The organism is Amycolatopsis sp. NBC_01286 (assembly GCF_035982555.1).
Taxonomy (GTDB): domain Bacteria; phylum Actinomycetota; class Actinomycetes; order Mycobacteriales; family Pseudonocardiaceae; genus Amycolatopsis.
Map to the genome: position 1 here is coordinate 2922456 of NZ_CP108428.1, position 22708 is coordinate 2945163.

Genomic DNA, 22708 nt, shown 5'->3' on the forward strand with positions numbered 1-22708 from the left:
GCAAGGGGGCCTTCGCGGCGTTTCGGACCATGCACCGACCGTTCGGCGACTCATCTCGCCTGTTCGAACGTATGTGCGAGAAATTGTCGGTGCCAGGGTGTTCAATTCAGGGGTGAACAACTCAGTCGCGGTCTTCGACGTCATCGACGAGGTCATCGCCCCGCTCTCGGCCGAGGTCCCGGAGCGGCCCTCCGTGATGGAGTTCTACGACCCCGAGTTCGAGATCCCGCCGGTGCTCGCGGACACCGAGCCCCGGTTCTCGCGCCGGGCGAACCGGCCGCGGACCCTGGCCGACGAAGTCGAGCAGTACACCCGGTTCGTCGCCGGGATGGCCGCGATCGGCCTGGCGCCGGGTGGCGAGGTCACGGCGGAGGCCGTCGGGCTGTACCGGGCGTTGCGCGGCGGCTTCATCCGCGGCGTCGTCACCGGCGTCTTCCCGGCCCGGCGCGAGCCGTGGGAGGTCCGGTTCTTCGGCGACGAGGACTACACCACGGTGCTGCACAAGCTGGGCAACCGCGCGCGGCTGCGGTCCGGGTTCCTCAGCGAGCTGCCGGGCTGGGTGTTCGACGGCCTGCCGGACCGGCCGCCGGGCCCGGGCCGGCAGGTGCGCATCGAGACCGACGAGGGCGGCCTGATCCCGCGGCGGTGCGAGGAGGCCGTCGAGCTGATCCGGGAGTGCGCGGCGCGGCCGCGGCTGGGCACGGTGCTGGTCGACCTCGCGGTGCGCGACTCGATACTGGCCGAGTACCCGCACGGCGCGTTCGGCCTGGTCGACAACGACCTCGGCCGCTACCAGTTCAGCGCGGCCGTGGGCCGGACCGGGCGCTGGACGGTCACGTGGGGTCCGGCCTCGCGGAGCACGGCCGAGCAGTGGATCGTCGAGGCGGTGCAGAGCCATGCCTGAGCCGGCTGCCCGGAGAGACCTCACGGTGCGCGACGCGATCCTCGCCGCGGTCGAGGAGAACAGCGGTGTGCCGGAGTGGCGGGGCGCGGCCGCCGCCGGTGAGCCGCCGGTCGGCTCCGGTCCGGGCGAGGGCTCTGGCGGGCCCGCGGTCAAGCCGCCGGTCGAGCGGAGCGACGTGGAGGGCGAGGTGCGACGCCATGCCTGAGCGGACGGCGGCGCGCGAGCTGCTGGAGCTGGCGGCCGGGCCGGTGCTGGCGGCGATGCCGGACCGCGAGCCCGTGGACCGGCTGTACAACCCGGACGTCAGCGACCACGACATCCTCGTGCACGGCCCGGTCTCCGACGACCCGGCGGACCTGGCCGAGGAGGTCGAGCGGCACGTGGCGTGGGCCGCCTGGATCGACGGCACGCCGTTCGGCGAAGACGGCGAGCTCAACGACGTCGGCTTCGAGGTCGTGTCGCTGATGCTGCGCGGTTCCGTCCGGGCGGCGCTGTGCGGCGTGTTCGACGAGGGACCGGAGACCGCGGACATCCGGTGCTACGCCGACGGCGAGCGGGCCTTCATGATGGGCTCGCTGCCCGGCCGCACGGCGATCCACCTGGCCGACTTCGAGGAGCTCCCCGAGATGCTGGTGGCGGAGCTGCCGGAGGCGCCGTTCGGCAGCCCGCGCCGCGCGATTTGGGTCACGGTGGACGACGACGGCCTGGTCCACGACGGCCAGGACGACGACGTCGGCGCGATGCGCGACGTCCTGGCCCGGCCTCGCTCGGGCACGGCGGTCCTGGACATGCTCGCGTTCGGCGGGCTGTGCGCGGAGTTCCCCGACCACGGCTTCGTCCTGGTCGACACGGACCTCGGCCGCTTCGCGCTGGCGGCCCTGGACCGCGGTGACGGCCGTCGCCAGCTGGTGCTGAGCCCGTTCAGCCGCGAGATGCTCCGCGACTGGTGCCGGAAGATGATCGACCTCGGGCAGGAGGAGGTCTCCTGACCTGTTGACGACGACGCCGCCGACGCCAGGGCTGCTCCATCCGGGCTCGATCGCCACGCGCGAAACTGGTCATCCTGACACCCTGGGTATGACCGGTTACGGGCGGTCGCTGTCGGTGACTGTGATGGGCTTCACTACGATCTGTCACCATTGGCGGTCGACCGGAGCCTCGGCGGATTGGACACTGCTGGGGGTTCGGGCGTGGGCTTGCGCTGCGTGACGAACCCTCCCGTGGAGACAGAGCCATTGGGCGGATGCGTTATCCGCCTTGGTCGCTACCCTGGAAAGGCGAGGACATTCAGTAGTGAGGTGGTCACCATGAGCGCGAACGGTGAGGCTCCCTTCTTCAGTGCCCCCGAGCTCACTCAGCGCGACGGCACACTGTCCGAAACACCAGGCGAGACGTTCGCGGACCCGGTCTCCGGACTGGTCACCACGGACCCCGAGCCCCGCACCGCGATGCCGAACGGCCACGAGCCCGCCGCCTTCTCGGTCGCCGGGCCCGTGCAGCACGACGAGGAGGTCGTACGCCGGATGGTGGAGGAAACGCTCCGCGAAGACGGCGTGCCCGGGGCCCGTGCCCCGGAAGCGATCCCACCCGCCGGCACCACGGGCACGCTCGGCGAGGACGTGACGCCGCCGCTCGGGGTGTTGCCACGGCAACGCAACCGGCAACGGACCTGGCCGAAGCGGGCACCGCAGATGCTCCGGCCCGTCCGGCAGCTGCCACCGCCCGCCGAGGACGACTTCGACGACGACCTCGAGGTCGTGCCCGTCAAGCGGCGCAAGCTGCCGAAGCTGCCCGCGGTGTCGATGCCGGCGATCGGCAGGCCGTCGTCGAGCGCTTCGGGCGTGATACTCGCGGTGGTGCTGCTGATCGTGTTCGGGGTCGTCGCCATCGAGATGGTCTCGAGCCTGGTCAGCAGCGTGACGGGGTTGTTCGACTGACGTTCACCAGCTGATCCCCACCCCACTGGGACCTCGGGGTCGTCCGCGTGCCAGAGGCCGATCGGGCTACCCTGGCTACACGGTCGGGCTAACTCACGAGGGTGTCCGGCACCGCGGTGACTAGTGGGGTGGGCGTATCAGCGAGGGCGTGCGATCGGTACCCGGGTCCGGCCCGGGCGGGTCGTCGGGCGCCGAGGCGTCCACGATCAGCCGGGTCCGGCGGGTGCTGGCGATCAAACCGTTCCGGCGCCTCTGGGGCGTCACGTACCTGTGCAGCGTGGCCGACTGGCTGAACATCCTGGCCCTCACCGGCCTGGCCACGAAGCTGACGAACAACTACTTCGCGCAGAACTTCGCCTTCGTCGGCGTCGTGCTGACCGGACTGGCGCCGGGGCTGCTGTTCGCCCCGGTCGGCGGCCTGCTCGCGGACCGGTTCGACCGCCGCAAGGTGATGGTGGTCGCCGACCTCCTGCGCTGCGGCTTCCTGCTGTCCATCGCCTTCGTCAGCGCGCCGTGGTGGCTGCTGGTCGGCAACTTCCTGGTCGGCAGCGCGGCGAGCATGTGGATCCCCTCGAAAGAGGCGGCGGTCCCGAACCTGCTTCGCCGCCCCGACCAGGTCGAGACGGCCAACCAGCTCGGCATGGTGATGACCTACGGCCTCGCCGTCATCACCGCGGCCGGCGCGAACGCGATCCTCACCGGCATCAATACGAACTTCCTCCACGTTCCCGGCGAAGACACCAGCCTCCGCATCGCGAAGCTGGTCGTCATCATCACCGCCCTGCTCTACCTGGCCAGCGCGATCCTCATCGCCACCCGGATCCCCGAGCTTTCGCTGCGCAACGTCCACGAGTCGCCCGAGAAGAAGGCCGACCTGGCCGACGAGGAGAAGCTCGGCATCGGCCGGATGATCGCCGACGGCTTCCGGTTCGTCCGCAGCACGCCGCTCGTGCGCGGGCTGCTGGTCGGCGCGTTCGGCGCGTTCGCCGCCGGTGGCGCCGTGATCGGCTCGGCCAAGCCGTACTCCTCGAGCCTGCTGGCCGGTGACTCGGCGTTCAGCCTCCTGGTGCTGGCCATCTTCCTCGGCCTCGCCTCCGGCATGGCCTTCGCGCCCAAGCTCTCCCGGCGGCTCCCGCACGACCGGCTGTTCGGCGTCTCCATCATCGCGGCCGGGCTCTCGCTCGCGCTGGTCGCGTTGTCGCCGCACCTGTCGGTCTCGCTGGTCACCGTGGTCCTGGTGGGGTTCTGGGCCGGGACGGCGTTCCTCACCGGCGTCACGATCATCGGCTCCCGCGTCGAAGACGCCATCCGCGGCCGGATCAACGCGATCTACCAGCTGATGATGAAGCTCGTGCTGTTCGGCACCACGGTCACCGTCCCGGTCCTGGTCGGTGTCGTGGCGACGCGCACCATCAACGTCTGGGGCAGCCCGGTCACGATCGACGGCACCCGGCCGATCATGCTCGTCGGCGCCGCGCTCGCCCTGATCGCCGGCTTCTTCGCCTACCGGCAGATGGACGACAAGCGCACCGAGCCGATCCTGTCCGACCTGCGCAACGCGCTGCGCCGCACACCGCGGCGCGTCAACGGCTTCCTCATCGCCGTCGAGGGCACCACCGCGATCAACACCGCGATCCAGGCCGTCAACCTCGCCGACTGGATGCGCGGCGGGACCCGGCCGGTCGTGGTCGCCGCCGACCCGGCGCTCGACGACAAACGGTTGACAGCACTGGTTTCCGGCGCGTCGCTGACCGGCGCGCGCGCCCAGGCGCTGGCCGCCGCCGCGGTGCGGGCCGACATCGTCGAGCGGCACGTCCAGCCGGCGCTCGACGCCGGTTCGGTGGTCGTGATGGAGCGGTTCGTCGACTCGCCGCTCGCGCACCTGTCCGCCGTCGCCGGACTCGACAGCGACGAGCTCGAAGGCCTCGCCGACTGGGCGACCGGACGGCTGCGGCCGGACCTGACCGTCCTGCTCGACGCCGCTCCGCCCGGGGCGCCGCGCGACCGGGCGGCCACGATGAACGACCAGTGGCGCGTCCAGCACCTGCTCGTCGAGATGGCCGCCGCGGACCCGGATCGCTACGTCGTGATCGACGCCGACGGCACCGACACCGAGGTCGCCGCGCGGATCCGGACCGCCCTGCGCGCGGTGTTCGTCGGCCGCCTTTCGGCGCTGGCCCCGGCCGCGTCCACACCGGAGCAGCCGGTGACCCTGCCACTCGACGTCGACGAGCCGTCGGCCGAGGAGACCCGGCCCGTCGAGACCGCGGACGCGTCTCGCGTGGAGGCGAAGTGACGACGACCGAACGCATCGGCGTCTGGAACCAGCTGGTCGGCCAGGAACCCGCGGTCGAAACCCTGACGGCGGCCGCGTCCGCCGCGGCGAAGATCGTCGCCGGGGAGCCCGCGCCGCCCGGCGCGATGACGCACGCCTGGCTGATCACCGGCCCGGCCGGGTCCGGCCGCTCGGTGGCCGCCCGGACGTTCGCCGCGGGCCTGCAGTGCAGCACCGGCACCGGATGTGACGCCTGCCCCGGCTGCCACACGACGATGGCGGGCACCCACGCCGACGTCCGGCTCGTGGTGCCGGAAGGCCTGTCGATCTCGGTCGCCGAGATGCGCGCACTGGTCCAGGCCGCGGCGCGCCGCCCGACCACCGGCAGCTGGCAGGTCGTGATCATCGAAGACGCCGACAGGCTCACCGAAGGCGCGTCGAACGCGCTGCTGAAGGCCGTCGAAGAACCGCCGGACCGCACGGTGTTCCTGCTCTGCGCGCCCTCGGACCACCCCGAGGACGTCTCCGTGACCATCCGTTCGCGCTGCCGCCTGGTGAACCTGCGGACGCCGCCGCCGGAGGCGATCGCCGACGTGCTCGTGCGCCGGGACCACGTCGACCCGGAGCAGGCGCAGTGGGCCGCCGCGGTCTGCGGCGGGCACGTCGGCCGCGCGCGCCGGCTCGCCACCGACGAGGCCGCGCGCCAGCGTCGCGCCACGGTCCTGCGGATCCCGCTCGGCCTGCGCCGCCCCAGCGACGTCTTCACCTGCGCCGACCAGCTGATCAGCGCGGCGGAGGCCGACGCGGGCGAGGCGAGCAAGGGCCGCGACGAGGACGAGCGCAACGAGCTGCGCACGGCGATGGGCGGCGACGGCGTCGGCAAGGGCGTCGCCGGGGCCAAGCGGGCCGCGGAAGCCGCGGTGAAGCAGCTGGAGAAGAAGCAGAAGTCCCGCGCCACCCGCACCCAGCGCGACACGCTGGACCTGGCGCTGATCGACCTCGCGGGCTTCTACCGCGACGTCCTGGTGACGACGACCCGCTCCGGCGCGACGCTCAACCACCCCGACCACTTCGACCAGATCGCCGAAGCCGCGACGGCGTGGACCCCGGAGTCGGCGCTGCGCCGTCTCGAAGCGGTGCTGGAATGCCGCGAGGCGATCGACCTGAACGTGAAGCCCCGCATCGCCGTCGAGGCGATGGTCACCACGCTTCGCCAGGGCTGAGCACAAAGAAACCCCGTCAGGAGCCAGGCTCCTGACGGGGTTCTTCACTGTCCCCGGGGCGGTCTCAGGTCACTCGCGCGGCCGCGGTGACGGCTTGAACGGCTTCTCCTCGGCCAAGATCGGCAGCGGACGACGACGCGAGCCCGGCATCGCGGCCACCATGACCACACCGAGCAGGAGCATTGCGGTGCCCGACCAGAACAGCGGCACCGTGTCGTACGCGCCGCCGGTGTAGGCGAGGTTCTTCACCGGGCCCTTGGGCGCTTCCCCGCCCGCGGGCGGCGGTGTCGTCGTGCTCCCGCAGACCACGCCGTCGGTCGGCGCGTAGGCCCGCGCGATCTGCTCGCCGATCGACAGCTGCGCCAGCGAGGACGGCAGGTTGCTCGCCGCGTCGCCGGGCAGCAGGCTCTTCAGCTTCGTCGTGGGCAGCAGCTGCAGGTCGAACATCCGCGCCGAAGCGCCGAGCTGGAAGCCCTTGAACGGCGTCGTCATCGCCGCGCTCTTCTGGTCGAGCCCGGCGATGCTCAGCCGCAGCACGCCCAGGTCGAGCACGGTGCCCGCGGTGTTGCCGACCTGCTGGATGCCCTTGGTGAGCGTCGAAACCAGGCCACCGACCACCGGGATGTCGTTGAGCTGACCGAACTGGTCGCTCAGCCCGGCCAGCGGCAGCCCGATCGGGATGTCCTTGGTCGGGTGCGCGGCGTCCAGCGTGTAGAGCACCTTGCCGCCTGCTTCGATGGTCAGCACCGGCGCGGTGTACTCCACTTTGGACGTCTTCGCGTCGCCGGTGGAGGTCACCTTCAGCGTCGGCTGGCTGGCCACCTTGATGCTCAGCGCCAGCGGCGTGCCCTTGAGGATCTCGATGTCCGCGCCCTGCAGCGTCGACGTCGACTGCACGGCCTTGTTCTTCGAGCCGGGGATGTCGACGAGCTTCACCTGCGAGCGCGACGACAGCGCGTTCGGCAGGCTCAGCAGCGACCCGGTGCCGCTGGCCGCGGTCTGCCCGCCGCCCTGCAGCAGGCCGCCGAGGCTCTGCAGGCCCTTGGTCAGGTCGAAGCCCTTCGCGAGCGTCGACGGGTCGAGCGCCAGCTTGTCGAGGCCGAGGTTCGGCAGCGACGGGATGACGTTCAGCAGCGACAGGCTCGCGACGGACGTGCTGGCGTCGGCGATGGTGTCGACGCACGGGCCGAGCGTCGGGCTCCAGCGCGCGTGCGCGGAGCCGTTCAGCACCCCGACGTTCAGCAGCGGGTTGGACGGCGCGTTGAGCCCACCGGTGATCGGCTGCGGGTTGTCCGGCAACGCGGTCTGCACCACGCTGCCCGGCGTCTGCGGCGCGTTCCCGCCCACCGACAGCCCGAGCGGCGACGCCTGCGCGACGGCCTTTTCGTAGCTCAGGTAGGCGTCGGAGTTCGCGGACGCGCTGGACAGGCCCATCCCGGCCTCGAGCGCCGACTGCTTGGGCAGCGTCGCCCCGAAGCCGGGCAGAATCGTGCTGGTGGGCACGGCGTTGGGCAGCAACCGCACGATGCCGAGCGCGGTCCCGGCATCCCCGACGGCCTGCCCCAGCGGCTGCGGCCCGATCGGCGCCGAGATGGGCGCCTGCCCGGAACTCGCCGGCTGCGGGATCGGCGTGGTCGGATAAGTCGGGTCGGCCATCGCCGGCGCCGCGCTGAGCAGGAGCAACGCCGCGGCCGCCGGCAGGGCCGCCGAACGGGGCAGTCTTCGCCGCATGTGCCAGTGCCTCCAGGTAGGTCGATCCTGGTGTGAGATCGACGTCATAGGGCCCTAACGACGGTGCCCCGGGAAAGTGACGCCCACAGCCTCCGCTACACTGGTTCCCGTCGCCAGCGCGAGCCGGAGACATGCCGCCTTAGCTCAGTCGGCCAGAGCGATTCACTCGTAATGAATAGGTCAGGGGTTCGATTCCCCTAGGCGGCTCCGCAGGTCAGGCCCCATCCGAGACACCTCGGGTGGGGCCTGATTCGTCTGGTGAGGGTCTAACTGAGTGTCTAAGGCGCCTGGTCGGTGGGTGGAGAACGTTCCACAGGTTCACCCGTCACGGGGAAGGTCAGTTCAGCGCGATCGCGCCCAATCCAACTACCGGTGGACCAGCTTCGTCACGGTGGTGCCGCTTTGCTCAACCAACCACCAGATCTCTTGCACGGTGTACCCCAGCCGACCCCGTCGACGTCGATCTCCAAGCGCAGACGCCCTGAAACTCGCATGTTCAGAGGTCCCTTACTTGCCAATGCGGTCCCGCCGGGGGCTGAGCACTGAGTTCACGTGTGGTTTGCCGCCGTCGTAGGACCACGCATGGCGCGCCACCGTACGAGTCGCTTACTCTTCAATCAGAGACGCGACCAGTTCGGAAGCGCGTTCCGCTCGCAGCCCGAACCGGTTGGGATCGGTGCGAGCCAATTCTCGGTAGAAGTCGACGGCTTCCTGGGCGGCGGCCAGCGCTTCGGGGCGTCGATCAGCCTCAGCCAGCTGGACCGCGAGGTTGTTGATCGACGTGGCCAGGTTGGGCAGGTAGGCGTCGCGGTTGCCCTCGACAAGTTCCCGGCGCAGGGTGACTGCTTCCTGGGCGGCGGCCAGCGCTTCGGGTCGTCGACCCGCCTCAGCCAGCCGGTTCGCGAGGTTGTTGATCGACATGGCCAGGTTGGGCAGGTAGGCGTCGCGGTTGCCCTCGACAAGTTCCCGGTGGAACTCGACGGCTTCCTGGGCGGCGGCCAGCGCTTCGGGGCGTCGACCCGCCTCACTCAGCTGGACCGCGAGGTTGCTGATCGACATGGCCAGGTCGGGCAGGTAGGCGTCGCGGTTGCCCTCGACAAGTTCCCGGTGGAACTCGACGGCTTCCTGGCCGGCGGCCAGCGCTTCGGGGCGTCGACCCGCTTCAGCCAGCCGGTTCGCGAGGTTGTTGATCGACCCGGCCAGGTCGGGCAGGTAGGCGTCGCGGTTGCCCTCGACAAGTTCCCGGTGGAACTCGACGGCTTCCTGGGCGGCGGCCAGCGCTTCGGGGCGTCGACCCGCTTCAGCCAGCCGGTTCGCGAGGTTGTTGATCGACATGGCCAGGTTGGGCAGGTAGGCGTCGCGGTTGCCCTCGACAAGTTCCCGGTGGAACTCGATGGCTTCCTGGGCGGCGGCCAGCGCTTCGGGGCGTCGATCAGCCTCAGCCAGCTGGACCGCGAGGTTGTTGATCGACGTGGCCAGGTCGGGCAGGTAGGCGTCGCGGTTGCCCTCGACAAGTTCCCGGCGCAGGGTGACTGCTTCCTGGGCGGCGGCCAGCGCTTCGGGGCGTCGACCCGCCTCACTCAGCTGGACCGCGAGGTTGCTGATCGACATGGCCAGGTCGGGCAGGTAGGCGTCGCGGTTGCCCTCGACAAGTTCCCGGTGGAACTCGACGGCTTCCTGGCCGGCGGCCAGCGCTTCGGGGCGTCGACCCGCTTCAGCCAGCCGGTTCGCGAGGTTGTTGATCGACGTGGCCAGGTTGGGCAGGTAGGCGTCGCGGTTGCCCTCGACAAGTTCCCGGCGCAGGGTGACTGCTTCCTGGGCGGCAGTCAGCGCTTCGGGGCGTCGACCCGCTTCAGCCAGCTGGTTCGCGAGGTTGTTGATCGACGTGGCCAGGTTGGGCAGGTAGGCGTCGCGGTTGCCCTCGACAAGTTCCCGGCGCAGGGTGACTGCTTCCTGGGCGGCAGTCAGCGCTTCGGGGCGTCGACCCGCTTCAGCCAGCTGGACCGCGAGGTTGTTGATCGACATGGCCAGGTTGGGCAGGTAGGCGTCGCGGTTGCCCTCGACAAGTTCCCGGCGCAGGGTGACTGCTTCCTGGGCGGCGGCCAGCGCTTCGGGGCGTCGACCCGCCTCACTCAGCCGGACCGCGAGGTTGCTGATCGACATGGCCAGGGCCGGCAGATAGGCGTCGCGTTCGGCGTCGACGGCGGAGCGCAGTAACTGGGCAAGCTGCGCTGCGGCGGCGACGCTGGTCGGCCCCAGCAACAGGCTGAAGCGAGGCAAAGCGGTCTGCAACTCGTAGAGCTGGGAAAGATCGGCGCCATGGACGAACCGATCCAACGCGGCCAGCAGAGGACGAGGCTGGGCGAGGCGGGGAGCTACCGTGACCGCTGCTCGGGCACCGGCTGCTCCTGAGTTCAGCACAATGCCGGTGAGGACTGCGGCCAGGCGCGAGTGCTGCGGATGGGCGCGGCCCAGTACGGTGAGTGCCTGCTCCAGCTGTCCCGCCGACGCGGCGGCCCGTGGGGCGGCCATCAAGCTAGGGCTTTGCTTCTCCTCGCTCAGGGTGGTGCCGACCAGATACTCGCCGAGCGTGTCCGGCTGCAGCCCGGACCAGTAGCGCTCGCCGTCGCGATACAGGGTGGCTAGCCAGTCCGCGATATTGGTGACCTGGTCGCCGCTTGCCGGTGTAATGGAAGCAGCGACGATCTTGCGCGCTTCCTCGCCCGTCGATGCGCCCCAGAGCGTGGCGGCGGCGACCAGACTTCGCCGGGTGGCGGGGGCGAGGCTGATGCCGAATCGTTCGGCGATCCGGGACCAGTAGCGGGCCTCGTGCTCCAGCAGGACCTCCTGCGCGTCCACCGGCGTCCCTGTCAACACCGGAATGGGGTCGTTGGCATGCAGCAATGCGGCAAGGGCGTGCATCTGCACTGCGAGAATGGTCCGAAAACGATCATCGTCCAGTGGCGGCAACGCCAGCCGGCTAGCTACGTTCTGCCACGCGATGTGCTGGTACCCATCGAGGGTGGCCAGCCGGTTAGCTAGCGCGTCGATTGCCTCTCGCCACGCGAGTTGCCTACCGTCGCGGTCGGGCTCGACCGGGCTCAGGTTCACGACGATGCGGTCGTCAGCCATGACGGATAGATGCGCGGCGGGCGTGACTCGTTCGGTGCGCCACGCGCCTGCGGTGCGGGCCAGCAGCAACAGCCGTACCTTGGCCTCGGCCCGGTTCAGGGCGTCCACGAGCGGGTCGAGCTGCGTACCACGGCCCTCGGCGTAGTCGACCACCACCAATGTTGGTGCCACGACATGAGCCAGCACCGCGAGATCCTCGGCACGGGCGTGTTCGCCGAGCATCACCGTCGCCCACCCCCGACTGGTGAGCGAAGAGGCAAGATGGCGAGCGAGGCGGGTTTTGCCCTGGCCCCCAGCCCCCGCCACCAGCCGGGTTCCCTCCCACGCATCCGCCTCGCACCAGTCACGCAGCACGTCGAACTCGGGGCGAGGTCGAAACGGGACGGTCGCGGCATCAGCGCGTAGCAACTCCGCAGGCGACGCCGGGGCACTCACAGGTTCCGCTAGTCCCGCCAACTCGACGGCTTCCACCAGCGGCGGCCGGCCTGTGTGCTCGGCGACGATCTCGGCGAACCTAGCGTCCGAAGCGACCTCGGCAATCGGCATGGTGACCAGACGGCGGCTATCGAATCCGCTCGGATCCTGAGTTACGACACCGACCAGGAGGCCGACACGGTCTCCGCAGCGCAGCGCCGCACCGGTGATGGTGCTCTCTGAATAGGGCCAGTCCTGCTCTCTGAAATTCCCCAGTTGGGGTGTCCTGTCGGCGCGCCGTTTGCGCTGGTCAGCGGCCTTCGGGTGACGGTTTCGGTGTTGATCACCGTGACCGTTGCCGGAGGCGTGGATGCTCACTCTGGAGGAAGACGTGGAGGCGCAGGCGCTGCGTGCTCAAGGCTGGTCAGTCTCGGCGATCGCCCGACATCTCGGGCGTGACCGCAAGACGATCCGCCGCTATCTGGCCGGTGAGGTGGTGCCGGGCAAGCGCCGGTCGGCGGGGCCGGACCCGTTCGAGCCGTTCGTGGCCTATTGCCGTGCCCGGCTGGCCGACGACCCGCATCTGTGGGCGGCGACGCTGCTGGACGAGGTCACCGAGCTCGGCTACCAGGGCGGCTATTCGACGTTCACCCGGGCGCTGCGCCGCTATCAGCTGCGCCCGCATTGCGAGCCTTGTCAGGTTTCCCGCGGCCGTGACGTCGCGATCATCGCCCACCCGCCGGGTGAGGAAACCCAGTGGGACTGGCTCGAGCTGCCGGACCCACCGCCGGGCTGGGGCGCCGGGAAGCAGGCACATCTGCTGGTCGGCGCGCTCGCGCACTCGAGCAAGTGGCGCGGAGTCCTGGCCGACGCCGAGGACTTCCCGCACCTGATCGAGGCCCTCGACCAGGTCGTCCGGCGCCTGGGCGGGGTGACCCAGGTCTGGCGCTTCGACCGGATGGCCACTGTCTGCCACCCCGCCTCCGGCCGCATCACACCCGCGTTCGCGCAGGTCGCGAAGCACTACGGGGTCCGGTCGGTGACGTGCCCGCCGCGGCGCGGGAACCGCAAGGGCGTGGTCGAGAAGGCCAACCACTCCGCCGCGCAGCGCTGGTGGCGCACCCTCGGCGACGACGTCACGCCCGTCGAGGCCCAGGCCGGGCTGGACCGGCTCGCGGCCAAGCTCGACAGCCGCCGCCGGGTCCTCGACGGCGAACGCACCACCGTCGCCGGCCTGGCCGCGGCCGAGCGGCTGCACGCCCCGCCGCTGGTCGCGTTCCCGGCCGAGTTCGACCTGCCCCGGACCGTCACGCCGCAGGCGCTGGTCGCCTTCCGCGGCAACTCCTACTCCGTCCCGCCCGGGCTGGGCGGCGCGCAAGTTCAGGTCCGCCATCGGCTCGGCGCGGACGTGCTGCGGATCGTCACCGAGGGCGGCGCGACGGTCGCGGTCCACCACCGCGCCCCGGACGGGGCCGGGCGGGTTGTCCGCGACGACGGGCATGTGATCGCGCTCGAACATGCGGCGATGGGCGCGTTCAGCACCGATCGGCCCTGCACCCACAAGACGCGCCGGCCGCCGTCGGCGGCGGCGTTGGCCGAAGCAGCCAAGCTGCGCGGCCTGCCCGCGACGGGGCCCGCGGCTCACGTCGTGATCGATCTGGCCACCTACGCCGCCACTGCGGCGAAGCTGGGCAGTGCACCCACCTATGAGTCCGAGGAGGACTGATCTCTTGTCCGGAAACCGTTTAGGGCCACAGATGAGCGAGGCCCGCCGTTATCAGCAACTCCGTTCGCACTTCTCCTACCTGAAGCTGGACAACGCCGCCGAAGCCCTGCCCCGCGTCCTCGACCAGGCGCGCGCGGAGAACCTGTCGATGACTGCGGCGCTGGAGCGGCTGCTGGAGATCGAGGTCAACGCCACCGAAGAACGCCGTCTGGCTGGGCGGTTGCGGTTCGCCTGCCTGCCCGATCCCTGGACCTTGGCGGATTTCGACTTCGCCGCCCAGCCCGGCGTCGACGAGAAACTCATCCGCGACCTGGCGACGTTGCGGTTTCTCGACGACGCCTCGAACGTGTTGTTCGTCGGGCCGCCCGGGGTCGGCAAGACGATGCTCGCCACCGCGCTCGCGCGCGGGACGGCCGAGGCGGGCAACCGGGTCTACTTCACCACCGCGGCCGACCTCGCCGCCCGCTGTCACAAGGCCGCGGTCGAAGGGCGTTGGCAGACCTGCATGCGGTTCTTCGCCGGACCGAAACTGCTCGTGATCGACGAGCTCGGCTATCTCCCGTTGCCCGGCGACGGGGCCTCGGCGTTGTTCCAGGTGATCAACCAGCGTTACCTCAAGTCATCCACGATCTTGACAACGAACGTCGGGATCGCCGACTGGGCAACGGCTTTCGGGGACGCGACAGTCGCAGCGGCGATGCTGGACCGGTTGCTGCACCGGGCGACCGTCGTTGGCATCGACGGCCCGTCTTATCGGCTCCGCTCGCATCAGTCCACATCGGACAAGTTGCGGAAGGCGGTGAACGCGCATGTCTCCTGACCCGAGCGACCCGGACTACAACGCGACCCGCAAGACCTGCCCGATCTGCTGGGAAGCGTTCGTCGCGACCGGCCGGCAGGCCAAGACCCGGCTCTACTGCTCGCGCCAGTGCAAACGCACTGCGGCCGCCCGCCGGGAGGTCGAGCGCACCACACCCGCCTCGGCTACTGCCAGTCCCTTCGGGACACCGCCTCCGGCGGCGACCCCGCCGGCGCCTGCGGCGCCGCTGCCGCACATCGCGGCCCAGCGGGACTGCCCGCACTGCGGCGGCCCGGTCACCATCGTCGCGCTGCTCACCACGCCCGAAGCGGCCCGGCCGCAGATGCCCGTCGCGGCACCCGGCGGAGTGATCCCGCTCCGCCGCTGACACCGGTTACGCTGCACTCCTCAGCTGGCCCATTTCGGAGAGCATGGCTGGCCCATCTCGGAGAGCGCGATCACCGGACATGCCCGCCCACCCCGATCCGTCCGCACCCGTGGGCGACGGCGGGTTGCTCACCTCCATCGCGTACAGGCCCGACTTGACCAGCGCGCCTGGGTTGAGCGCCCCCATGGCGTGATGGCTGTCGCGCATCTGCGGGGTGGCGACTACCTGAGGGAAGCCGATCGCCTCACACTTCTGGCCCGAGTTGCGGGTGACAAACCGCCCCCACCGCACTGGATGACGCCACAGCGGCGGAACCCACGCCGAGTCGGTGATCTCCAATAGCGCCGCGTCGGTCGTGCCCTCCCAGCGATGCCATACCACGCGAGCGGCGACCAGCCCGCCAGACTCGGCGCGAATCCGCACACTCGACAATGCCTGACCGGCCGGACACACCACATGTGCCGCCGTTAGCACCAACCGTCCGGCCAGCAGAAACCCTGACCCGCACGTCCACCGCCCCCGCTTCGGGGGATAATCGGGCCAGTCCCCGTAGACCTCGACCTCGCGACGCATCACCGCTGGCCGATTCTCAGTTCGGTGGCGGTGCGTCAGCGTCGTCAGCCACGATGAACGGCGTCCCCTGCGGTGTCTGCGGGACCAGTTCCACGGTCACCTTGTGCGCAGCGCTACTCGTGCGTTCGCCTTTCGCGTCTACGGTGACCACCCAAAATTTCACCCCACCGGAGCCGCCCGCGACGCGTTTCACCTCGCCGGCGAACTCGATCGACACCTTCCCCACAGCGAAGGTCAACGACTGCCCCGCTACTGTCTGCCGGCCGACCGTCTGCGCCGCAACCAACTGCTCACGCACAACCCCGATCGCATCCGACAGCTCAATCCACTGGTCCTCGTCCACCGACGTCCTTCCCACACGACACTCTCCGAGAAGTCGCCACTGTACGCGCGCTGTTACATGAGCGGATTTGCATAACTCCGTCCCCCGTTGAACGGCGGAATTGGCAGCGCAGCCTGACCCTGGCCTATTCGGTGAACGGTGACGTGAGAACGCCGCCATCAAAGCCACGTGATGACCCGATGCAGCCACTCGGTCGACCCGACGGCCGCTAACGAGCCAAGCCCCACCCGATAGCTCGGGCGGGGCCTGGCTTGTCGGGTGGCTAAGACCCCTGATTGGTGGTCGGAGGAAGTCCCGCAGGTTCCTCCGTCGCGGGGAAAAGCCGGTCCATTGCGGTCGCCCCGGACTCCACCACCGGCCGGATCTGCTTTCGGTAGACCAGCTCCGTAACGGCAGTGCTGCTGTGCCCGACCAACCGCGAGATCTCCTCGATCGGCATCCCGCCGTCCGAGAGGATCGAGACGAAGCTGTGTCGCAGCTCCCGGGGCGTCCACTGGGTCGGGTTGAGCCCGGCTGCCTTGATCAACCGGCGGAAGTCTCGCCGGACGTTGTTGACGTCCCGCTCGGTGCCCACGTTGGTTGCGAACACAAGCCCCTGTTCGCGCCAGTCGTCGCCCGCGACAGCCTTGACCGCCTGCTGGGCTACTCGGTGCGCTTCCAGCGCCTTGACGGCTCGTTCGGGCAGTGCCAGCGTGCGTCGCGACTTCCTCGTCTTCGTCTCGCCGCGGGCGCGGACCGAACGCCACACCTTGACGTTCGGCGGGATCGCCGGCGTCGCGTCCGGCTTGCCCACGAGATCTACGTGATCCCAGGTGAGCGGGCGCATCTCCTCGGTCCGCGCGCCAGTCAGCAGCGACACCACGATGTAGGCGCGCATCGGCGACGACTCCGCCGCCGCGAGCACCGCTTCGGCCTGCGCAAGCGTGAGCGCCTTCGACGGACGCCCGGTCCCCCTCCCGGCTGGCAGCTCGTCGCACAGCAACACCACGTTGTATCGGACCCGCTTGCGCACCTGTGCGCGGTTGATCGCCCGGCGGAGGATCGAGCGGAGGTTGCGCAAGGTCGAGGTCACCAGCACTTCGGCCTTCTCCGCCAGCCACTCCTCGACGTCGTCGACTTCGAGCTTCACCAGCGGCCGAGCGCCGATCGCGGGAACGATGTGGTTGTTCACCAGCGACCGGACGGCCTTGACGGTGTTGGGATCTCGCTCGCCGCGTTCGTAGCTCACGAGCCAGTCGTTGACCGCTTGCTCAACCGTGTACTTGGCCGACGCGTTAGCGGCGCCCTCTTCGACGTCGCGAATCAGCTCCTTGAGCTTGTTCTTGGCTTCGGTCTTGGTCTTGCCGCTGGCCTTGCGGAATATGCGCTTCCCGTTCGGCCGGTAGCCGATCGTCAGCTCGACGATCCAGCGCTGACGGCTTTCCGACCAGTAGACAGTGCCATCTCCGCGACTACGCCGACTCGCCATAGCCGACCTCCGCTTCCTTCATGAGCAACTCGACGTACTGCTGGATGGCGACGGCCGGCACGAGCCGCGCGCGTCCCTGCTTGACCGAGCGCAAGCGCCCTGCGCGGAGCTGTTCGTAGATGACCGAGCGGCTCATCGACAGCAGGCGCATGGCTTCGGTGATCCGGTAGAGGTGCCGTTCGGGCACGGCGACCGGCATGGGCACGGCGTTCATCGATCCCCCTCGTTCTTGTGGTTCGGCTTGGCGGGCGCGACGTCCGCGACCTCCGCGACAGGGCTGGTCAGCGCGGGTGTGAGTGGCGGTTGGGTGCCGCGACCTTCCGCGACCCGGGTCGCGGAGGTTGCGGCCGAACGGGGCGGCTCCGCGACGCTCGATGCGGCGTCGACCTGCGGGGTCGCGCTGGTCGCGGAGGTCGCGGCCGTTTCGAGCGACGGGAGGTAGCGGCTCCAGGCGTCGGCCAGGCCGCCGTCGCCGTCGACGCGGTAGCCCTTGAGCGTCTTACCGCTGACCTTGAGGTCCTTCGGCCGGACCAGGTACCGGTCGAGTTCCTTCGCGAGCCGGCGGCTGTCGAGCGGCTTGCCCTGGACATCGGTCCACGGTCCGTCTTCGATGGCGTGCAGTTCGCGGATCAGCTCGGCGGTGACCATGCGGTCGGTGTTCTCCGCGGTGAAGATCTGCCGGATGTCTGCCAGCAGCCGCACGCCGATCGATGCCGGTTGCGCGGTCGCTTCGAGCACGAAGTGTCGGCACGCCTTGCGCGCGATCTCCGGCCAGTGCCCGCCGGCCGCGTCCGCGATGGCGAGCAGTGGGCGCCAGATCTCCGCGGCGCGGTCGCGTACGCCGTCCGGCCGGTCGGGTCGAGCGCGGCTCACCTCGTCGCCGACTCGACCGACCCACCCCGCCAGCTCGGCGCGCACTGGTGCCGACTCCCGTTCGACGTCCTCTTCGATGAACTCCTCGACAACTTCGTCGAAGCGGCGCTTGCGCATGTGCACGGTGATCGCCCGGGTGGTGATGGTGTCCGGCATTCCGCCGGCGATTCCGGCGAGCGCGACCGGTGCGTAGACCGGGAACCGCGTGACGTTCATGCTCTTGGCGTCGCCGACGCACCGCGTCACAGTCGCCGAGCGCTTGTAACCGGCGTTGAGCAGGGCGCGGAGGTCTTCGTTGTTCCCGCCGGTCTTCGGGTTGAACACGGCGTCGATCTCGTCGAACAGCAGCGTCATCGGGCCGTCGGCGAGCATGCGGAAGATCGCGGCCGGGGTGATGCTGATGGTCATCTCCGGCTTGGCGACGAGGTACTGGGCGACCTCCAGCACGCGCGTCTTGCCGCTGCCGGGCTCAGCCGAGTCGAGGATGAGCCTCGGCGTGACGTACAGGCGCTCCGCGATGTGCGTGTGTGCGTACCAGAGCGCGAGCGTCGGCGCGGCGTGCTCGTTGGCGAAGGCCGAGAAACGCGCCACGAACGTCACGACCGAGTCGAGAACCTCGTGACCAGGCTTCGCGTAGGCCCCGGCCGGAGCCGGGCCGAGCCACGCCAGCGAGGTGACCGGCGCGGTCTCCAGTAGCGCCTGGCTCGGCTGGGCGCCACTGTCCTCGGCCGGCTTCGCCGCGATGTGGCGACCGCGCCAGACGCGTTGGCAGTTCTCCGAGCAGAAGTCGGCCGAAGGGGAGTCGCCGCGCGGCCGGCTGCACTGCTGGCAGCGGGGAGCCGGTTCATCCGAGATCACGAAGTCGATCACGGACAGGGTGTCGTCTATTTCGGACATCAGGCAGCCACCTCCAGGCGTGCGGTCGGTTCGTCGTCGCCTCCGGCTTCGCGGTAGCGCTGCCACAAGTCGTCGAGGCGTTCCGTGTCGTCGAGCCGGTGGCGGAGAACGTCCGTCGGCGAGTCGTCCTCGACGGCTTGCACCAGGCGGGCCGCGTGCTCCCGAACGGCGCGGCGGTACGCGTCCTTCAGTACGAGGGCTTTCAGCCAGGAGCCGTAGTACGGCGGCGGGAGGATCGGGCCGTTCGTGTACGTCTCGACGATCCAGAGGCCGAGGCTGCGCAGCCGGTTCGCGCCGCCGGACCGCGGGCTGCAGGTCGTCTTCTCGCGGGCGTGATCCATCACGGCTATCGGTGTCGGTGCGTGGCCGGCGGCGGTCAGCTCGATGACGAGCTGGAGCACGTGAGCGGCGATCGGTGAGCCGAAGTCGTCGGCACGCATTCCGGCGAGCAGTCGGCGGGCCGCGGTGTGCCGAACCTGCATCACGCAGCCCAGGAACTGACGCTCGGGGTTGAGAAGTGTGGTTGTCATGGGTGAGCCCTTCGGTTGAGCTGCGGAGTCAGCGGTTCTCGTCGCGGCGGTCGCGGTCACGCAGATCGCGGTACGACCGCCGGGCGCGGAGGCAGGAGTTGTAGGCGCGGCGGCCGGCGCGGAGCGTGCGGCCGGTTCCGCCGCACCGGCGGCAGAGCCGGATCGCGCGGAGCAGCGGGGAGCGAAAAGCTCCGATGCCCCGGCAGGAGCGGCATGGCCGGTAGGGGTAGACAGCGCACGACCAGGTGTAACCAAGGGTGACGACCGCGAGAACGATGAGGAACAGGACGTTCGGGTTGCTGAGGGGGTTCAACGGAGCCTCCGAGGCTGTTTTTGGCCGCATTCGGCCCGCGCCTCTAGGTGCTAGGGCGCTGATCAGCGTGGTTTTGATGGTCTAGAGGGGGCTCTAGGTCTAGAGGCAGCAGGCTCTAGACCTAGAGCCCCGCGGAGAGCTATCCGCTCTTGCGGTTCCTGTCACGCTCGGTAAGAGCGTCGGCGATCCATTCGCGCTTGACGCCCATCCGGTTGGCGCCCTTGCCGGCGTCCGGGTCGTTGCCCCAAACCTGTTTTGTCGCGATCCCGAATGGCTTGAGCGCGCCGGAAAGCTGCGTTGCCTTCGCGGCACCGGTCGGCAGATCGGCCCACGGGCCGTAGACCGCCGGCCGAAGCTCGGCCAGCCGATCGACGATGCGTTCCGACCACGCCTTCTCGGCGTCGCCGATCGCGGCCAGCACGTCGGCGAGCAGGGTGCTCGTGTCCTCTTCCTCATCGGGCGCGAGGTCGAGGCCCGCGGCGTAGCCGGTCAGCCGCCCGGCCGCCAGCCGTGCCGTCCGAGCACGGTTCGCGATCCTCTCGGCATCCGGGCCGTCGATGTAGACGCCACGGGTGATGCGTGGCTCGTCGCCTTCGCCGGCCAGGTACCCGATCCCCTTGTCCCGAAAGGACAGCGTGGTTGCGCGGATGCCGTTCCGGTAGGACGAAGTGCCGAGAACCATGTCGTTGGCCTGCTGACCGGTGACCTTGAGGCAGAACCGCATCACGGCGTTGTCGCTGATCGCAGTCGGGATGCTCTTCGCGTCCGGTCGTTGCGTTGCCATCATGACCACGATCCCCAGGGCTGGGCCGCGCTTCACCAGGTCGGTGCAGACCTCCTCGATCTCCGCGCCGTACTCGGGGTGCTCGAACCACTTCTGGCACTCGTCGACGCCGATCACGATGGGGTGCAGGCCGAGGGACTTCTTGTCGGCCAGCTCCGGCGTGACCTTGTTCTCCGGACACAGATCCTTCGGCAGCTCCCGGATCACCTTCGCGCGCCGCCGCAGCTCGCCGGCGAGCGCCCGCAGATCGGCGACGGCGTACGCGATGTCGTCCGGCTCGTCGCCGGCGCGGTACCGGTGGGACACCGGCGCCAGCGGCGAAAGGTCGCCGGTTCCCTTGAGGTCGAACGAGTGCAGCTCGGCCCTCGGGTCCAGCGCCGCGATCAGCAGCAGTTCTCGCAGCGTGAACGTCTTTCCCATCCGCGGGATCGCGCCGATGACCATCGAGATGAACATCAGGGTGACGTCCACCCACCGGCCGCGCTGGTCGGTGCCGAACGGCTGCGGCTTGAACAGGTCGACCTTGCCGAGCTTCCGCAGAGGCCAAGCCGCCTGGCGTGACTTGGACAAGTCCTGGTCGCCGACCCAGAGGACCATCCGCCCGGGGTGCACCTCCGCGTTGCCTTCCGGCCAGACACACCCGAGGGGACGGCCGAGGCCGGACGCGAGCTTCGCCCGCCGCTCGACCACTTCGGAGACCGTGACACCGGGTGGAAGGTCGACGTCGGCGCGCCAGCCGGGACCGTCCCGGGTGATCGGCGCCGTGAACCCGATCGCGTTCGGGTTCTTGCTGAGAGCCTGGTTGATGCCCGCGATGCCGAGCACGGACAGCGCCTGGACGACGTTGTCGCTCGTCAGCTTCTGCACCTGCGTCGACAGCACCGCGCGAGACGAGACGACCGGGTTGTCCCGAGTGGACCCGAGCTTTCCCAGCAGGGCAACCGCGAACGCGCCGCAAGCCCAGAGAACCCACTCCGGCAGGATGTTCGGCAGGGTGAACACCAGAACCAACCCGACTGTCGCCACGAGACCGAGCTGAATCAGCCGGAGCACGACTCGCCGATCGCGCTGCTGTGAGAGCTTCAAGTACAGGTCGGCCTTGTCGGCGGTCGCGGTTTCCGAGCGGGCCGGACGCCCTTCGGCGTCGGTCACGTGTCGGGCAGTCGCAGCCAGCAGGATCACGAGGCCGCGAGGAGAGCGCACCGCGAGCCGGAGGCCGTAGAGCGGCGACCGCGCAGCGTGGTATCCGGCTTTGTGGGCGTAGTGCTTGCCCACCCACTTCGCCGCGTCCTTCGCGTCCGCGGTGGACTTGAGGTACCGGGGGATGATCGGCTGACGGTTCTGCGAGCGCAGGCGGTCCAGCCACGACGAACCGTCCGAGGCTGAGCGGTCGACCGCAATGGCCGGCGACTGCTCCGCAGCCTCGTCGCCGGGCTCGGCGTCGATGACGAACGGGTCCGCGTCAGGGGTGGGCGTACTCGGGAACGCGATCACGCGGCCGCCGTGCGGGTCGTTGGTGGTGCTCATCAGTCGTTCACCTCCTGGTCAGTGGTGTCGCGCACGAGGTGCGCAAGGGCGGCGCCGCAGCCGAGCACGACGACCGGCAGGCAGGCGACGAGCGTGGTTACCGGCCAAGGAGCGCGCTCGACGTCCGCAGCGGACATCAGGTGGTAGGCGACCTGGCCGACCATGCCGAGCACGAGCGAGCCCAGGGCGGACCACTTCGCGAAGCTGCGGACGCGGTGGGTCCGGGTCACCGGGGACAGCCAGACCCGCAGGGCGAACGCCGCGTAGGTCTCGACTCCGATCGGGAGCGTGATCGCCGAGTTGATCGTCAGGTGGTCCCAGATCCCCGGCAGGAGCTGGATCGGGCCGAACCCGGTCAGCCGGCCGAGCCCGACCCAGCCACTCCAGACGGCTACGAACGCGGGAAGAGCGAGAAGCAGCACGGGCCAGAGCTTGATCGCGCGCCTCGGCGTCGTCCCCGGGTCTGCGGCCTCGATTACCTGCGCGTCTCCGTCGTCGTCAGCCGGTTCTGCCAGAACTTCCGGACCCGATTCCGGGCCTTCGCTCGCGGCCGGTTCGGTCACGGCGTGCAGCTTCCGCACGGGCTCGGTCTTGGTGTCGTCGCTCAGCGCTGCGAGGAGCGCGCTCGCCTTCGGCGCGCCCACCTTGAACTCGGTCATGATCCGGTTCCGGGACGGAACCTCGCCCAGGTCCACCATGAACTCGCGAACTCGGGGAAGGAGGTCAGCGACCGAAGCCGGGTACGCGCTTCGGGTGTTCGTGGGCGTGTTGAGCCCTACCATGAGGTTTCTCCTGACTGGCTTGGAAGTGGTTGGGAGGAGCCCGGTCCGGCGGGTGGTTCTTGGCGGTTCCGTGCGCCGGGCCGGGGCGA

At 69.8% G+C, this 22708-nt stretch carries 20 protein-coding genes and 1 tRNA gene; 10 read left to right on the forward strand and 11 right to left on the reverse strand.

The features are described from left to right. Positions 1-112: 112 nt before the first annotated feature. The 6 genes from OG570_RS14265 to OG570_RS14290 all read left to right on the forward strand — a co-directional run bounded on the left by OG570_RS14265 (position 113) and on the right by OG570_RS14290 (position 6339). Positions 113-904: an ESX secretion-associated protein EspG gene (locus OG570_RS14265; RefSeq protein WP_326956833.1), complete on the forward strand. Its 792-nt coding sequence runs from the start codon at positions 113-115 to the stop codon at positions 902-904. Further along, the gene (locus OG570_RS14270; RefSeq protein ID WP_326956835.1) at positions 897-1109 is read left to right on the forward strand and encodes a hypothetical protein; all 213 of its coding nucleotides are present in this window, start codon (positions 897-899) and stop codon (positions 1107-1109) included. The genes OG570_RS14265 and OG570_RS14270 overlap by 8 nt, the downstream gene beginning before the upstream one ends. Further along, positions 1102-1893 carry a hypothetical protein gene (locus tag OG570_RS14275; protein WP_326944952.1) on the forward strand — a complete coding sequence of 264 codons (792 nt, stop codon included), beginning with the start codon at positions 1102-1104 and terminating at the stop codon, positions 1891-1893. Before OG570_RS14270 ends, OG570_RS14275 begins: the two co-directional genes overlap by 8 nt. Before the next feature lie 318 nt (positions 1894-2211). Next, a complete protein-coding gene (locus tag OG570_RS14280; RefSeq protein ID WP_326956838.1) occupies positions 2212-2841 on the forward strand; it encodes a hypothetical protein in 630 nt (209 codons plus the stop codon). A 148-nt stretch (positions 2842-2989) separates the two neighbouring features. Next, a complete protein-coding gene (locus OG570_RS14285; protein ID WP_326956840.1) occupies positions 2990-5137 on the forward strand; it encodes a bifunctional MFS transporter/dTMP kinase in 2148 nt (715 codons plus the stop codon). After that, the gene (locus OG570_RS14290) at positions 5134-6339 is read left to right on the forward strand and encodes a DNA polymerase III subunit delta' (RefSeq protein ID WP_326944949.1); all 1206 of its coding nucleotides are present in this window, start codon (positions 5134-5136) and stop codon (positions 6337-6339) included. Before OG570_RS14285 ends, OG570_RS14290 begins: the two co-directional genes overlap by 4 nt. A 69-nt stretch (positions 6340-6408) precedes the next feature. Here the strand turns inward: OG570_RS14290 and OG570_RS14295 are convergent, their stop codons facing one another. After that, entirely contained in the window at positions 6409-8070 is a 1662-nt protein-coding gene (locus OG570_RS14295; RefSeq protein WP_326944948.1) for a hypothetical protein, read from the reverse strand. Positions 8071-8203: 133 nt separating this feature from the next. On the opposite strand from OG570_RS14295, the gene OG570_RS14300 reads away from it, so the two are divergent. Then, a tRNA-Thr gene (locus OG570_RS14300) sits at positions 8204-8277 on the forward strand. A gap of 399 nt (positions 8278-8676) precedes the next feature. On the opposite strand, the gene OG570_RS14305 is transcribed toward OG570_RS14300, so the two are convergent. After that, positions 8677-11994, reverse strand: coding sequence for a tetratricopeptide repeat protein (locus OG570_RS14305; protein ID WP_326956842.1), 3318 nt, complete (start codon positions 11992-11994; stop codon positions 8677-8679). Here OG570_RS14305 and istA point away from each other — a divergent pair. The 3 genes from istA to OG570_RS14320 are packed head-to-tail and all read left to right on the forward strand — an operon-like array spanning position 11987 to position 14529. Beyond that, a complete protein-coding gene (gene istA / locus OG570_RS14310) occupies positions 11987-13342 on the forward strand; it encodes an IS21 family transposase (protein ID WP_326952239.1) in 1356 nt (451 codons plus the stop codon). The genes OG570_RS14305 and istA overlap by 8 nt on opposite strands. Positions 13343-13373: 31 nt before the next feature. Then, complete coding sequence (gene istB, locus OG570_RS14315) at positions 13374-14162, forward strand: IS21-like element helper ATPase IstB (protein WP_326952238.1); 789 nt, start codon at positions 13374-13376, stop codon at positions 14160-14162. Continuing rightward, the gene (locus OG570_RS14320) at positions 14152-14529 is read left to right on the forward strand and encodes a hypothetical protein (protein WP_326952237.1); all 378 of its coding nucleotides are present in this window, start codon (positions 14152-14154) and stop codon (positions 14527-14529) included. Before istB ends, OG570_RS14320 begins: the two co-directional genes overlap by 11 nt. Positions 14530-14535: 6 nt before the next feature. On the opposite strand, the gene OG570_RS48265 is transcribed toward OG570_RS14320, so the two are convergent. From OG570_RS48265 to OG570_RS14360, 9 genes are all read right to left on the reverse strand, one after another. Continuing rightward, entirely contained in the window at positions 14536-15102 is a 567-nt protein-coding gene (locus tag OG570_RS48265; protein ID WP_442788271.1) for a S1 family peptidase, read from the reverse strand. 16 nt (positions 15103-15118) lie between these two features. Then, complete coding sequence (locus OG570_RS14325; protein ID WP_326956845.1) at positions 15119-15445, reverse strand: trypco2 family protein; 327 nt, start codon at positions 15443-15445, stop codon at positions 15119-15121. 262 nt (positions 15446-15707) lie between these two features. Continuing rightward, positions 15708-16913, reverse strand: a complete 1206-nt coding sequence (locus OG570_RS14330) for a site-specific integrase (RefSeq protein ID WP_326956847.1) — start codon at positions 16911-16913, stop codon at positions 15708-15710. Continuing rightward, positions 16897-17127: a helix-turn-helix domain-containing protein gene (locus tag OG570_RS14335; protein ID WP_326956849.1), complete on the reverse strand. Its 231-nt coding sequence runs from the start codon at positions 17125-17127 to the stop codon at positions 16897-16899. Before OG570_RS14335 ends, OG570_RS14330 begins: the two co-directional genes overlap by 17 nt. Beyond that, the gene (locus tag OG570_RS14340; protein WP_326956851.1) at positions 17124-18683 is read right to left on the reverse strand and encodes a DUF3631 domain-containing protein; all 1560 of its coding nucleotides are present in this window, start codon (positions 18681-18683) and stop codon (positions 17124-17126) included. Before OG570_RS14340 ends, OG570_RS14335 begins: the two co-directional genes overlap by 4 nt. After that, entirely contained in the window at positions 18683-19273 is a 591-nt protein-coding gene (locus OG570_RS14345) for a hypothetical protein (protein ID WP_326956854.1), read from the reverse strand. The genes OG570_RS14340 and OG570_RS14345 overlap by 1 nt, the downstream gene beginning before the upstream one ends. Continuing rightward, positions 19242-19526, reverse strand: a complete 285-nt coding sequence (locus tag OG570_RS14350) for a hypothetical protein (protein WP_326956856.1) — start codon at positions 19524-19526, stop codon at positions 19242-19244. The genes OG570_RS14345 and OG570_RS14350 overlap by 32 nt, the downstream gene beginning before the upstream one ends. Before the next feature lie 139 nt (positions 19527-19665). Further along, positions 19666-21837, reverse strand: coding sequence for a cell division protein FtsK (locus OG570_RS14355; RefSeq protein ID WP_326956858.1), 2172 nt, complete (start codon positions 21835-21837; stop codon positions 19666-19668). Continuing rightward, entirely contained in the window at positions 21837-22496 is a 660-nt protein-coding gene (locus OG570_RS14360) for an ABC transporter permease (protein ID WP_326956860.1), read from the reverse strand. Before OG570_RS14360 ends, OG570_RS14355 begins: the two co-directional genes overlap by 1 nt. Positions 22497-22708 lie beyond the last annotated feature (212 nt).

Coding starts and splice junctions, on each gene's coding strand:
- OG570_RS14270 (WP_326956835.1), top strand. CDS start 897: ATGCCTGAGCCGGCTGCCCGGAGAGACCTCACGGTGCGCGACGCGATC.
- OG570_RS14275 (WP_326944952.1), top strand. CDS start 1,102: ATGCCTGAGCGGACGGCGGCGCGCGAGCTGCTGGAGCTGGCGGCCGGG.
- OG570_RS14280 (WP_326956838.1), top strand. CDS start 2,212: ATGAGCGCGAACGGTGAGGCTCCCTTCTTCAGTGCCCCCGAGCTCACT.
- OG570_RS14295 (WP_326944948.1), bottom strand. CDS start 8,070: ATGCGGCGAAGACTGCCCCGTTCGGCGGCCCTGCCGGCGGCCGCGGCG.
- istA (WP_326952239.1), top strand. CDS start 11,987: ATGCTCACTCTGGAGGAAGACGTGGAGGCGCAGGCGCTGCGTGCTCAA.
- istB (WP_326952238.1), top strand. CDS start 13,374: ATGAGCGAGGCCCGCCGTTATCAGCAACTCCGTTCGCACTTCTCCTAC.
- OG570_RS14320 (WP_326952237.1), top strand. CDS start 14,152: ATGTCTCCTGACCCGAGCGACCCGGACTACAACGCGACCCGCAAGACC.
- OG570_RS48265 (WP_442788271.1), bottom strand. CDS start 15,102: ATGCGTCGCGAGGTCGAGGTCTACGGGGACTGGCCCGATTATCCCCCG.
- OG570_RS14330 (WP_326956847.1), bottom strand. CDS start 16,913: ATGGCGAGTCGGCGTAGTCGCGGAGATGGCACTGTCTACTGGTCGGAA.
- OG570_RS14335 (WP_326956849.1), bottom strand. CDS start 17,127: ATGAACGCCGTGCCCATGCCGGTCGCCGTGCCCGAACGGCACCTCTAC.
- OG570_RS14340 (WP_326956851.1), bottom strand. CDS start 18,683: ATGTCCGAAATAGACGACACCCTGTCCGTGATCGACTTCGTGATCTCG.
- OG570_RS14355 (WP_326956858.1), bottom strand. CDS start 21,837: ATGAGCACCACCAACGACCCGCACGGCGGCCGCGTGATCGCGTTCCCG.
- OG570_RS14360 (WP_326956860.1), bottom strand. CDS start 22,496: ATGACCGAGTTCAAGGTGGGCGCGCCGAAGGCGAGCGCGCTCCTCGCA.